This window comes from Pontimicrobium sp. MEBiC01747, from assembly GCF_053601635.1.
This window is the reverse complement of sequence record NZ_JBSHNS010000414.1, coordinates 1-12,783: the sequence shown is the minus strand read 5'-3', so window position 1 is coordinate 12,783 and position 12,783 is coordinate 1. Positions and strand designations below refer to the sequence as shown.

Below are 12,783 nucleotides of genomic sequence, written 5' to 3'. Positions count from 1 at the left end.
AGAGTATAAAGCGTTGTATGGAAATTGCAGCAGCTGGAGGACATAATATTATATTAATTGGTCCACCAGGAGCAGGAAAAACCATGCTTGCCAAGCGATTGCCAAGTATATTACCACCAATGACTTTAAATGAAGCATTGGAAACAACCAAAATACACAGTGTTGTAGGACGAGTCAAGGCAGAAGCTGGAATCATGGCACAACGCCCTTTTAGAAGTCCACATCATACTATAAGCAATGTCGCATTAGTAGGAGGAGGAAGCTATCCACAGCCAGGAGAAATCTCATTATCACATAACGGCGTATTATTTTTAGATGAACTACCAGAATTTAAACGAGAAGTTCTAGAAGTAATGCGGCAACCACTAGAAGATAGAGAAGTTACTATTTCTAGGGCAAAATTTACAGTAACCTACCCATCGTCGTTTATGTTAGTGGCAAGTATGAATCCAAGCCCTAGTGGTTATTTTAATGACCCAGATGCTCCAGTAACCTCTAGTCCAGCAGAAATGCAACGTTATTTAAGTAAAATCTCAGGGCCTTTATTAGATAGAATAGATATACATATTGAAGTAACTCCAGTACCTTTTGAGAAATTAAGCGAAGATAGAAAAGGGGAATCTTCGGTAGATATTAGAAAACGGGTTACTGCAGCCAGAGAGCGACAAACACAGCGTTTTGCAGACTCTAATGCAGTACATTATAATGCACAAATGAATACTAAACAAATTAGTAAGTATTGTGTATTAGACGAGCCCTCTAAAGGTTTATTAAAAACAGCTATGGAACGTTTAAACTTATCAGCTAGAGCGTACGATCGTATCCTTAAAGTATCCAGAACCATTGCAGATTTAGAAGGTTCAGCCTCTATTAAAGGTTCTCATATTAGTGAAGCCATACAATATAGAAGCCTAGATAGAGAGGGCTGGTTAGGGTAGTTTTTTACCAATTGATAATTGATTCTAAATTTAGCATTTTAAAAAATAAAATAAATGAAAAGAATATACCTACTAGTATTTTTATGTTTTCTATCAAATAATATCATAGGTCAGGAAGAAGAATTTATAGAAGTCGAAATTGAAGAAGTGGCAGAAGAAGAAGCTATTTCTATAGCTGCTCCAAATTTAAGTTTAAAGTCTAAACCAACGCATACTTATATAAACGATACATTGTGGTTTAGCTATGACTGGAAAGTGGTTAAAAATAAACAACTAGCCCATTATTATAGAACAAAACCAATAGCACAAGATAATCTGTATTTAATAAAAGACTATTATTTGGATGGAACACTGCAAATGCAAGGTACTTTTATAGATTTCGATGGGACTGTTAAACATGGATTAATTGAATATTACAGACCAAATAATACTCTAGAAAATAAAGTATATTATGAAAATAATAAGTTTAAAAATAGCTTTAATAAAGATAACAGTTTACAATTATTAGAAAGAAATACCTACAATTTTATTAAGTTTAATCTACCAAATAGTATTAAAAAGAAGGAGATAAATAATGAAGAGACTAACTTTTCTTTTCAAGATCTCTTTAATACAGATAAACAACTACGTGCCGAACTTAATATAGACGAATCTATATACATAACAAAGGAAGAAGGTAATGTAATAACCACTACAGAACGTAAAACTAACCGTGTTGTTTCTAAAATGCAAATTAATAGAGACAAAACAATAGAAGGAAACTTAAAACTATACGATGGCAGTATGCTAGCTATAGAAATTAAACCAAACCCTAAAAGTAAAGGCTATGAATTGGTTAGGTATCATAAAAACGGTAACCCATTTTTTACAACTAATATAAAAAGCGGTCACACTAAATATTTTTCGCCTAAAGGTGAGACAATTGCAGAAAATGATGGTGAGTCGGGATCATTTATATTAGGATTAGATAAAAAAAGAATATTAGGATTTAGCTACATATCTCCAATAGAAGAAGGGCAAAGTTTTATAATAAGTTATATAGAAAATGGAGATTTATTATATTCTAATCAGTATTATAGTTATAATGTGCCTTATAGAATTTTCGATAAAGCATCAGGTTATACCAAAGAATATAAAGAAGATGGTACTGTTATTAGCGAATATATAAACCCCAATAAAAAAACAAGTTTATACAACTTTGGTTTAGAAGATAAATTAACTAAAGGCTACCGTAGTACTTTATATAAATCTAAAAGACTTAAAACTAAAAGTTACTTTGAACCAAAGGCCAAAATAGTTGAACATTTTAGAGATAACGATAGTAAGCATCCAGAATATAAAGAATATTATAAAAAAGAAAAAATAGATGGTATTTATGGCTCACCATATCGTACTGTAAGATATAATGAAAAAGGTATAAAAGTTTTTGAAGAAGAAATAAAAGATAGAAATTATTTATCTACAAATTATAACGATAAAGGAAAGGTTATTGGTCAATTTTCTGGCGATTATATAAGAACTTTAAATACTTATCCAGATTTAGGAAATGATCAAGATGGTTATCTCTTAAAATCCTATGAAACCAATACTTATGATATGTTCAGGTCTCCAGAATACGAAGATATTAATGCAAAAATAACATTTGAGTTAATCTACGAAAAAGGCATAAAAAAACGAGAATTTTTAAGTATTAACAATGTAGTATTTATAGACTATAATTGGGATGGAAAAAGCAAATTTTATAATCCAATTAAAGGAGAAATAGTAACATCGGTATTTAAAGAAGGTCAAGTTATTTCTGGAGAATATGTAGAGTATTCAGTGTCTTACAATAACATTAAATTAACAACTATTGAACAGTATAAAAATGAAGCAGTAGTATATAAGGTGGATTTTAAAGACCAATACGATAAAGGAACATATTATACCCATAAAGTAGAAAAGGTAAATAATGACGATATTATAACAACTTACCTAAACGGAACAGAGTATAAATACAATAAAACAAAAAAAGACGGGAAATTTGTGGGTAAAAATTGGGATATAGATAAAATATTAAATGATAAATATACCTTTCATGATATAAATTCAGATTTATGTATTGCAGAATTTAAAAACGGAGACTTATTAAATATAAAAAGCTATCAAAGTAGGTTTTTTAACAATAGGGGGAGAGAAACACCAAATACAGAATATTTTCTTCTTACAAACAAATCATTATACAACAATGGAAAACTGATTGCATTAGAATCTTTTTATGACCCTGACAGTGAATTTAAAAACATTAGAAATAAGCTTGTATTAAAATTTAAAGACGAATTACCGTATAGTGGAGAAGTGTTTATTAATGCATACGATGATGAATATTACAGGCTAGAAAATGGAACAGTAATACAAAAACTAAAAACGAACTATAAAGAGTTTTATGAAGTCACCCCAAATACAGTAAAAGTAAAATACCTAAAAGAACAAAAAGAAATTACATACAATATGTATTTTCAAGTTATAGAATACAGACCTCAAACGGAGACTTACACTTATACAGCTGTAGATCCAGAAGGAAAAGAACATGAGGCAATATTTGATGGAAATAAAATGAAAAAAGGCATTTTTTATTATGAAAAAAGCTATGAAGGTATGTATACATTAATTGTAAAAGATGATAAGGTTTATAAAGTAGATAAGTATATTTCACCAAAAGCATTCAATAGTACTCTTGCTGTAGATTCTATACCAGTCTCTAGTTCTTATGAAGCATTTGATAAATTTTATGGATTTTATAGTTTTTCAAGCCCATTACAAATAAATAAAAGGGATTATGGAGACTTAGAATTAAAATTTTAAATCAAGAATTCTATTTTAAATGGTAAGTTTATAGAATAAAGTATTACAAACATAAAAAGCCTCATAAAATGAGGCTTTTTGTATTTTATTAATTAAAAAACTAGATGTTTAATCTTTTCCGTGTATTGCTTCCTCAATCTCACAACCAAATAAACTTTTTTGCATAATTAAGTTTGCAACACCTTCTGGCAGCATTTTTTGCCAACCATCTTCGTTATCTGAAATCATTTTTAAAACCTTACGAGAAAATACATTTAAGGTCGATGGATCTACATCTGCAATATCTACTACTTTTCCGTTATATTTAAAGAACTTGTAAAGTTCTTTCATTCTAGGGTGTACTTTTAAATTATCGCTAGTTGTTAACGTGCCATCACTGTTTTCCATAGGGTAGAGGTATACTCTTAAATCTTTAAAGAATAACTTACCAAAGGCTTCAAGAATGCCTCCACTTAAATGGCGATAGTATTTTTCATCAAAAATATCTACTAAGTTATTAACGCCCATTGCTAAGCCCATTCTAGACTTTGTATATTGAGAGAAATATTCTACTAATTTATAATACTCTTGGAAATTAGAGATTAATACCGTTTGCCCTAAAGAACATAGTAAACGCGCACGATCCATAAAATCTTGCTCATCGATCTCTCCTTCAGCTCTTAAGTTAGATAAGGTAATTTCAAAAATAACTTTTGTTTTGTCTTCATCAACCTTATTTTCTTTAATAAACATATCGTACGATTTCTTGTACATGTCCATGTTTACCTTTGTTACAGGTCTAAAACTACCACGTAAAGCTAAAATGTTTTTCTTATAAAGTACTCTTGCTGGTAAAACGTTATTACCATCTGGATCAAACATAATGGCATCTGTCATACCATTTTTTACCAATTGTAAACTCATTAAACGGTTATCTACATCTGCAAAAACAGGTCCAGAGAAATTAATGGTATCTATTTCTAATTGGTCTTTATCTAAATGATCGTATAAATAACGTAATAATTTTCTAGGCTCTCTAAACTTATAGAATGCTCCATAAATTAAGTTAGTTCCTAGTTTTCCTAATGTTTCTTGTTGTAAACGCGCGTCGTTTTCTTTAAAACGAACGTGCAATACAATTTCGTTATACTCTTTATTACCAGCTTCAACTTGGTATTTTATACCAACCCAGCCATGTCCTTTAAACTTTTTAGCAAAATCTATAGTGGCTACAGTATTGGCATAACTAAAAAATATTTTATTTGGGTGTTTGTCTCTAGTAATACGTTGCTCTATCAAGTTCATTTCATGATCTAGCATTTTACGTAAGCGTGCTTCGGTAACGTAGCGCTTATCTTTTTCTATACCATAAATGGCATCACTAAAATCTTTATCGTAAGCAGACATCGTTTTGGCAATTGTACCAGATGCGCCTCCAGCTCTAAAAAACTGACGAACGGTTTCTTGTCCAGCACCAATTTCTGCAAAAGTACCATAGATATTTTCGTTTAAATTAATACGTAACGCTTTATCTTTTAACGATGGAATACTTTCAATATTTATGTCTCCTTTTAACTTAACTTTCATAGTAGTGGGCTATAGTTTTTACTATTACAAATGTACCAAATAACTAGAGCAAACAAAAAAAATAATATACTTTTGTGATAAATCATTAAGCTTTTGAAAGTAACATTTTTAGGTACAGGAACTTCACAAGGGATTCCAATAATTGGATCTGATCACCCTGTATGTTTAAGTAAAAACCCAAAAGATAAGAGACTACGTGTCTCTGTTTTAGTAGAGTGGGAAGATTATACTTATGTAATAGATTGCGGCCCAGATTTTAGACAACAGATGCTTCAAGCAAACTGTAGCAAAATAGATGGTATTATATTTACACATGAACATGCAGACCATACAGCTGGGTTAGATGATATAAGACCATTTGTTTTTAGGCAAGGCGATATTCCTATTTATGCCCATAAGCGCGTTTTAGAGCAATTACGACTACGTTTTGCTTATATTTTTGAAACAGAAAATAAATACCCTGGCGCTCCAAGTGTTATAGAAAATGAAATTAAAAATGAAGCATTTACTTTAAAAAATATAACTGTTACACCAATTGAAGGTTTGCATTATAAACTTGAAGTTTTTGGTTTTCGGTTTTTAAATTTTGCGTATTTAACCGATATGAAAACTATTGCAGAAGAAGAGTTATCTAAATTAGAACATTTAGATGTTTTGGTTATAAACGCTTTAAGAGAAGAAGAACACATTTCTCATTTTAATTTAAAAGAAGCATTAGCGCTTATAAATAAACTTAAACCAAAACGTGCTTATTTAACGCATATTAGTCATTTATTAGGATTCCATGATGTTGTACAACAAAATTTACCAGAAAACGTTTATTTAGCTTATGATGGATTAGAAATTGAATTGTAATTTTTAAATTCGCAAACTTTAATAGAAATACTCGCTTAGTTATGAAGAATAGAATTTTTATGTATTTGTTTATTTTTTCGCTGTTATTGTTATTATTTCAGTTTATAAACTCAAAAAATATTTTTGATGACAGTAATCAAAAAGTAGCCGATTATAAGGCCAAAATTGAAAATTATAAAGAAGATATAAAGAAGTATAAAGATTCTATTGAGAATTTAAACGGAAAAGTTTATGAGTTATCTCAGTTTTCTATGAATGGTAATGAGCCTGCCATTACTTATTTTTTAAATCAAGGCTATAAAGTAGATAATGTATTATCTATAGTAGAGGACGAATTGTATGAACTTAATTTTGCTACAGGAGAGCATCCTCTTGTACCTTATGCGTCTAGCGAAGGAAACAAAATGCTAATAAGTGGTATTAGAATTTTAAACCATAAATGGGTTATTGCAAGTTTTACAGATAATCAATTTAATGGAGAGCTTTTTATTACATATAATTTTAATGATAAAGGAGAGCTTAAATTTAATTTAGAAGACTCTTTTTTATACCCATTAGAGTAATATAGATAACTACTATTTTGTTCAATAAACTATTTGCTTATTGTAAAATAACTAGTTGTTGTTACCTTATTTCCATTTGCATCATAGCCCTGTAGTAAAACTTGATAAGTCCCTGTGTTATCTGAAGCATAAGTATTAAAATTTAAAGACTCACTTGTAAAAGATACATTTGGCACCCATAACAGTTGCCTTCTATAATCTGGAATTCTATTAGTTTTATTACTAGAATAGTCTGGTTGATAATAATTTTTAAGAGGTATGGGTTTTTCTAATGTTATCTTTTTAATATAGTCGCCTTTTGCCGAAGATTTAAAATCTTTTAAATAAGTTTCTATATCTATTATACCATCAAATAGCTTTGCGCCGTATAAGTATTGTCCTCTAACAATGGTAATTTTTTTAATGTTATCGCAATTATAATATAGTAAATCGTCGTTATTGTCTATAATAATACCATCAACAAGAACTAACGGTTTTAATGAACTTATAGTGCTATTGTTGTCTTTTGCTTGGTAATCGTATACAATAAAACGACTTGATTCATTATTAACTCTAACAGCGGCATCTAAAATAACTTCTATAAATGTCTCTCTTACTGTCTTAAATCGCGTATAATCATCCAAAAGGTATTCTTTACCTAGTGGATAATAAAATGGTTTAGAGGCATTTATTGCTGTTAAGCTGTCTTGTTTTTTTTCGTAATAAGCATTGTCTATTTGGTTTTGTATGCTGCGTTGTTCTATATTTTGTTTTAATTCGGGATCTAGTTTTAGTTTATTAAAAGTTAGAGCTTCGTAATTATTATACTTATTAGCATTTAATTCTATTTTATAATCTTCCTTGTTTGTTTCTATAATTTGTAATATCCCTTTTTCTTCTTGGTAGTCTTCTGTTAAATTAAAATAGAACACGCCATTTTTATTTGTTTTTGCAATTTTAAAAATATAATTCTCACCAGTTACAGATAAAGAAATACTTACATTTTCTACTGCTTTGGTGTTTTTTATATTAGTTATTTTTCCAGAAATAAGTTCACCTCTTAGTTCTGGAATATATATAACCTCATTACTATTTTTTAATGAGATATAATTATTGGAGTTAGAGTTGTTAATGTAAACAGAATCTAGTTTTCTTACTGATAACGTATAATTTCCATTTTTAATAGTTTTATTTTCATTACTTAGTATATCTATTCTTATTTTTTCTCTGGTTTTATAATTTGTTTTAGAGGTAGAAATACTAATGTCTTTATTTACTATAGCTTGTGTTATTAGTTTCTTTTTTTTAGAAATGTCTATAGCAGTATCATTTTTTAACGCATTATTACTAGTTGAAAATGGATTTATAATAAAAATGTCTTTGACAAAGCTGTGTTGCGTTGTATTGTTTTTTGTCCAATTGGTGTAACCTATTAGTTTATAGTGCCCAGTTTTAACTTTTGTTGGTACAAAAATATCTCCTTGCGCCATTCCGTTTTTTAAACGTAATTTATGCTTAATAATTTGGTTTTTGTTAGCACCTACAAGCTCTACATATCCTATTTTACTAATTGTACTAAGGTTATCACCTTCAAATACATGAAAACTATAATAAATAGATTCTCCAGTTAGTAGAAACTCTGTATTAGTTATAATATTTACACGTTCCTTGTGTATTGGAATATGGTTTAAAGTTACTTTTTTTGTTGTAATTTCTTGCCCTGTAATAAAAAGAGGTAAAAGAAATAGTATTGATATTTTAAATAGGTTCTTCATAGTTTATATTAATCTTCCCAAAAGTCTGGTTGTATATTAGACCCAATAGTTGTACAGTCTCCACATTCTGGTCTTACAATTCTCCAAATGGGTGTGTCGTAAGGGATTTCTGTTAATGTAAAATCTTGATTATATTCTTCAAAACGTGTTAATCGTCTATAAATTTCTTCTTTTTCATTTTTATCGAAATCTAATACTGTATTGTCACTAATGTTTAACACTAAAATATTACATTCGTATGCATAATCTGGCTTTACTAATCCAAAATCAAAATAGTTAAAAAAGATTCTGCGTTCTGTTACAGAGGATACATCGAAAAACCCAATGCTTTTTTCTATAGGATCATTAACAGCACTTATATTTCCTTTAATAAAACCTGGTTGGTTTTCAGATAGTATACTTGCATTTTCGCTAAGTTGATCTAACACTTTGTAATAGGTGTAAGATTCTAAGCTTTGTGTGTATTGTTTAACAAGAATACTATAACGATCTCTTATTATGCTGTCATCTGTGCCAATAAATCGTATGGGAAAACGAGATATAGTATTAGAACTTAAGTCGTTTGTACTTGTTTGAATAATTTCGGTGTTTTGTTTAGAACTAAAGCATATTTCTTCTTCTTGTAATCGATCTCTAAATTCAACATCGAAAAAAACATTTAAATCTCCTGTTGGTGTAATAATGGAACTATAATTATTAAGTACTTCTTCTTGAGGACAAAAATAAGGTGCTACAATTTTATAGGTTTCTTCATATTCGTATCTAAAATATTTAGCATCATCTATGTTATTATCACTATCTACAAACACTTGAATCCCTGGGCCTTTTTTTGTATCGTTAACGAGTTCTGCATAGAGGTTATTTATTTGAGATATGGGGCTTAATTGTGTTGGTGTAGAAACATATTGCTTTCCATTGCTTGTAGTTATTTCTAATGTGTATAAAGTATTTGGTATGGCCTGAAATGCTATATCAGATACATATAATCCTTCTGAGTTTTGTGAAAAATTATAAGTGTTATTTGCATTGTCTGTAACTTTAACTTGGGCATTTAGCTCTAGTAATTGCTCAGACTCTTCTAATCTAACTGTTTTTGATAGTTTTATGTTTTGAAACTTCAATTCATTAGTAATTGTTGCTTCTACAACTAAATTACTTTCAAAGTTCTCTGTTTCTATAACAAACGTTTCGGTACAACTCATAAGTATTATACTCATAAGAATTAAAAGTGCTATGTGTTTTTTATTTCTCATAATTAATCTTCCCAAAAGTCTGGTTCTATATTCGATCCTACAGTTGTGCAATCACTACATTCTGGGTTTACTAATTTCCAATTAGAGTCGCCAATGGGTCTTGGGTCTTGTGTTATTTGATAATTAAATTCGGTAATTAATCTGTAGATTTCTTTTCTTTGATTAAAACTCATGTCTGTTAATGTATTATCATTATAATCTAACTCTTTTTCTATGCATTCATAGATATATCTTGGTGTGGGTATATTAAAGTCTGTAGCGTCAAAAAAGATTCTTTTTTCAGAAACAGAGGATACATCAAAAAAACCAATAACTTTAGCTTTAAGGCTGTTTATAACATTAATATTACCTTGTACAAAACCGGGTTGATTTTCTGATAGGATATTTTCATTATTACCTAATTGGTTTATAATTTTATAAAACGCATAAGATTCCTGACTTTGTACATATTGTTTAACAAGAATACTATATCGGTCTCTTATTATACTTAGATCTTCTATGGTTTTATTCTCTTCAATTTCTTCTTGTTCTATAGGTTCGTCTCCTTGTTCTTCGGTTATAAAACGAACAGGGAAGCGTAAAACGGTATTTTCATTTAAACTGCTTGTAGAGGTTTGAATAATATTTTTATTTGTAGCACTTACATAGCAGGTTTGTTCTTCTTGTGTTCTGTTAACAATGGAAGTGTCATAAAACACATTAATATCTAAGCCTACAAACTCTTCATAATTAGACAAAACAGCTTTTACTGGTAAATATTGAGGAGCTACTATTTTATAGGTTTCTTCATATTCATATCTAAAAAATTGAGCGTTTGTAGATTGATTGTCGCTGTCTACAAATACTTGTACGCCAGGCCCATTATTTTCATCTACATACTCTGCATACAATTCATCTATTTGAGAAATGGGTGTTAGTTCTGTGTTTTTAGATTTATACATAATACCATCGTTAGTAATAATTTCTAGATTGTATGTTGTGTTGGGCTGTGCTTCAAATTCTATACTAGAAACATAATCTCCCGAACTATTTTGAATAAAAGAAAAGCTATTTTGTTCGCTATCTGTAACTGTTACTGTCGCATTGTTTTCTATAATTGGTTCACTATTTTCTAGTAAAAATGTTCTAGATAGTTTTATAGTTTGTCTTTTAAACTCATTTGTTATTGTCCCTTCTACAACCAAAATACTTTCAAAATTTTGGGTTTCTATAGGTAACCTCTCTACACAGCTATTAAGAGCTATACAGATTAGTAAAACCACTATCGTGTTTTGTGTAAATTTCATGTGCTAAAATTTGAAATTATATGTAATTGTTGGTACTGGTATTGCAAATATGGATGTTTTATACGCTTCAACTTTCCCGTCGTTATTTACAAAAAATACAGAATAGGGGTTATTTCTTCCTAAAACATTATAAACAGAGATATTCCAGAAGCTATGTGCTAGTTTTTTTATTTTATGGTTACCTTCTATATTTACTCCAAGATCTAAACGGTAATAATCGGGTATTCTAAACTCATTTCTATCACTGTATAATACTTGCTCACTACCAGCAAAAATGAATTTACCAACGGGGTAAGTAATTGGTCGTCCTGTTTGATAGATAAAATTTGCTGAAAAACTAAAACGATTTGTTAGTTTATAATTGGTAACTAAGCTAATATCGTGTGGTTTATCGTAATTTGCTGGAAAGAAATTGCCATTATTTACCTGTTCTTGCGGAATATTGCTATTAAGTTTTAATAACGCTCTAGAATAACTGTAACCTAACCAGCCATTAAGTCTTCCTTTTTTCTTTTTTAATAAAAATTCTATACCATAGGCTTTGCCTTCACCTTGTAATAATTCTTGTTCTATGTTTTCATTTAATATTAATTCTGCACCAACTTTATAATCTAAAATATCTTTCATCTTTTTATAATAGCCTTCTAAACTAATTTCAATATCACTGTCTTCTAGGGTTTTATATAGCCCTAATGAGATTTGACTAGCTCTCTGAGGTTTCGTGTTTAAGTCTGAAAGTTTCCATGTATCTGTAGGCGAAATAGTAGTATTACTAGATAATAAATGTAAATACTGTATAGTGGTGTTGTAACTTGCTTTTAATGATAGGCTAGGAGAGAGGAGGTAGCGAGCAGATAATCTAAATTCTGGGCCACCGTAGGTTTTAATAGCTTCGTTATTGCTAAATTCTTTAACTTCAATAATAGACGACTCATTTCTAGGAACACCTTCTTCATAAATATTTTGATTTCTAGGGCCTAATGCTGTAAAGGCAGAAAAACGAACGCCTAGATCAAAAAGTAACTTATCATTAAACTCAAACAAATCTGAAAAGAAAAGCGCAGATTCCAGGCCTTTTTCTTTGCCTAAATTTTGTGCTTCTACAATAGAATTACCGCCTAAAGGTGTTAGGTTTCCTGGTTCTATTTGGTATAGTTTTGTACTAATTCCGTATTTAAATTTATGCTTCTTGCTATGAAAGTATTTCATATTTAATTTAAGCTGCGTTTCATTTATTTTATAATCGAAATCGAAGTTACTATTAGATTCTGCTTCATACTCAATACCATATTTGTATTGACTGTTAACAGCAATTATTTCTGCTTTATGCTTATCGTTAAATCTATGATTCCATTTTAATGATACTAGAGCATTGTTGTAGCTAAATATAGAGTCTGAAGTAATACTAAACCTATCATTACTATAATAGCCTGTGGCTTGAAACTCGTTATTTTCATTTATTTTATGATTATATTTTACAATACCATCGTAAAATGAAGCTTCGCTATTTTTTAGAGATTCTTCATCTAGAGATCTTAAAATCCAACCAGAATAGGTAGCTCTTGCTGCTGTTGTTATAGATATTTTATCTTTTACAATAGGAGTTTGTAGGTTTAAACTACCTGTAATTGGTCCAATTGCTCCTTCTCCAGAGAATTTCTCGTAGTTGGGTTCTTTACTTTTTATGTCGAAAACAGAAGATAATCTACCGCCATATTCAGCAG

9 protein-coding genes are annotated in these 12,783 nt (G+C 29.7%); 4 read left to right on the top strand and 5 right to left on the bottom strand.

What is annotated here, in order from left to right; all coding sequences use genetic code 11:
* Both ACVC2P_RS13410 and ACVC2P_RS13405 read left to right on the top strand, forming a co-directional pair.
* Positions 1 to 938 (top strand): YifB family Mg chelatase-like AAA ATPase (locus ACVC2P_RS13410; RefSeq protein ID WP_452598966.1); only part of this gene is annotated, 938 nt, incomplete at its 5' end.
* A 54-nt stretch (positions 939 to 992) separates the two neighbouring features.
* On the top strand, positions 993 to 3,782 hold the full coding sequence (locus ACVC2P_RS13405) for a hypothetical protein (RefSeq protein WP_452598965.1): 2,790 nt from the start codon (positions 993 to 995) through the stop codon (positions 3,780 to 3,782).
* A gap of 108 nt (positions 3,783 to 3,890) precedes the next feature.
* Here the strand turns inward: ACVC2P_RS13405 and ACVC2P_RS13400 are convergent, their stop codons facing one another.
* The gene (locus ACVC2P_RS13400) at positions 3,891 to 5,348 is read right to left on the bottom strand and encodes a TonB-dependent receptor (protein ID WP_452598964.1); all 1,458 of its coding nucleotides are present in this window, start codon (positions 5,346 to 5,348) and stop codon (positions 3,891 to 3,893) included.
* A gap of 93 nt (positions 5,349 to 5,441) precedes the next feature.
* Here ACVC2P_RS13400 and ACVC2P_RS13395 point away from each other — a divergent pair, with 93 nt between their 5' ends.
* Positions 5,442 to 6,203, top strand: a complete 762-nt coding sequence (locus tag ACVC2P_RS13395) for an MBL fold metallo-hydrolase (RefSeq protein ID WP_452598963.1) — start codon at positions 5,442 to 5,444, stop codon at positions 6,201 to 6,203.
* A 41-nt stretch (positions 6,204 to 6,244) separates the two neighbouring features.
* Positions 6,245 to 6,766, top strand: coding sequence for a hydrolase (locus tag ACVC2P_RS13390; RefSeq protein WP_452598962.1), 522 nt, complete (start codon positions 6,245 to 6,247; stop codon positions 6,764 to 6,766).
* A gap of 29 nt (positions 6,767 to 6,795) precedes the next feature.
* Here the strand turns inward: ACVC2P_RS13390 and ACVC2P_RS13385 are convergent, their stop codons facing one another.
* The 4 genes from ACVC2P_RS13385 to ACVC2P_RS13370 form a co-directional block, all read right to left on the bottom strand.
* On the bottom strand, positions 6,796 to 8,520 hold the full coding sequence (locus tag ACVC2P_RS13385; RefSeq protein WP_452598961.1) for a hypothetical protein: 1,725 nt from the start codon (positions 8,518 to 8,520) through the stop codon (positions 6,796 to 6,798).
* An 8-nt stretch (positions 8,521 to 8,528) separates the two neighbouring features.
* Positions 8,529 to 9,737 carry a DUF4249 domain-containing protein gene (locus ACVC2P_RS13380; RefSeq protein WP_452598960.1) on the bottom strand — a complete coding sequence of 403 codons (1,209 nt, stop codon included), beginning with the start codon at positions 9,735 to 9,737 and terminating at the stop codon, positions 8,529 to 8,531.
* Positions 9,738 to 9,775: 38 nt separating this feature from the next.
* On the bottom strand, positions 9,776 to 11,059 hold the full coding sequence (locus ACVC2P_RS13375; protein WP_452598959.1) for a DUF4249 domain-containing protein: 1,284 nt from the start codon (positions 11,057 to 11,059) through the stop codon (positions 9,776 to 9,778).
* Positions 11,060 to 11,062: 3 nt separating this feature from the next.
* Positions 11,063 to 12,783, bottom strand: a 1,721-nt coding sequence (locus ACVC2P_RS13370) for a TonB-dependent receptor plug domain-containing protein (RefSeq protein ID WP_452598958.1), incomplete at its 5' end; no start/stop codon positions are given.

Excerpts from the sequence above, each read along its gene's own strand:
- ACVC2P_RS13405 (WP_452598965.1), top strand. The coding sequence starts at position 993 with ATGAAAAGAATATACCTACTAGTATTTTTATGTTTTCTATCAAATAAT.
- ACVC2P_RS13400 (WP_452598964.1), bottom strand. The coding sequence starts at position 5,348 with ATGAAAGTTAAGTTAAAAGGAGACATAAATATTGAAAGTATTCCATCG.
- ACVC2P_RS13390 (WP_452598962.1), top strand. The coding sequence starts at position 6,245 with ATGAAGAATAGAATTTTTATGTATTTGTTTATTTTTTCGCTGTTATTG.
- ACVC2P_RS13385 (WP_452598961.1), bottom strand. The coding sequence starts at position 8,520 with ATGAAGAACCTATTTAAAATATCAATACTATTTCTTTTACCTCTTTTT.
- ACVC2P_RS13380 (WP_452598960.1), bottom strand. The coding sequence starts at position 9,737 with ATGAGTATAATACTTATGAGTTGTACCGAAACGTTTGTTATAGAAACA.
- ACVC2P_RS13375 (WP_452598959.1), bottom strand. The coding sequence starts at position 11,059 with ATGAAATTTACACAAAACACGATAGTGGTTTTACTAATCTGTATAGCT.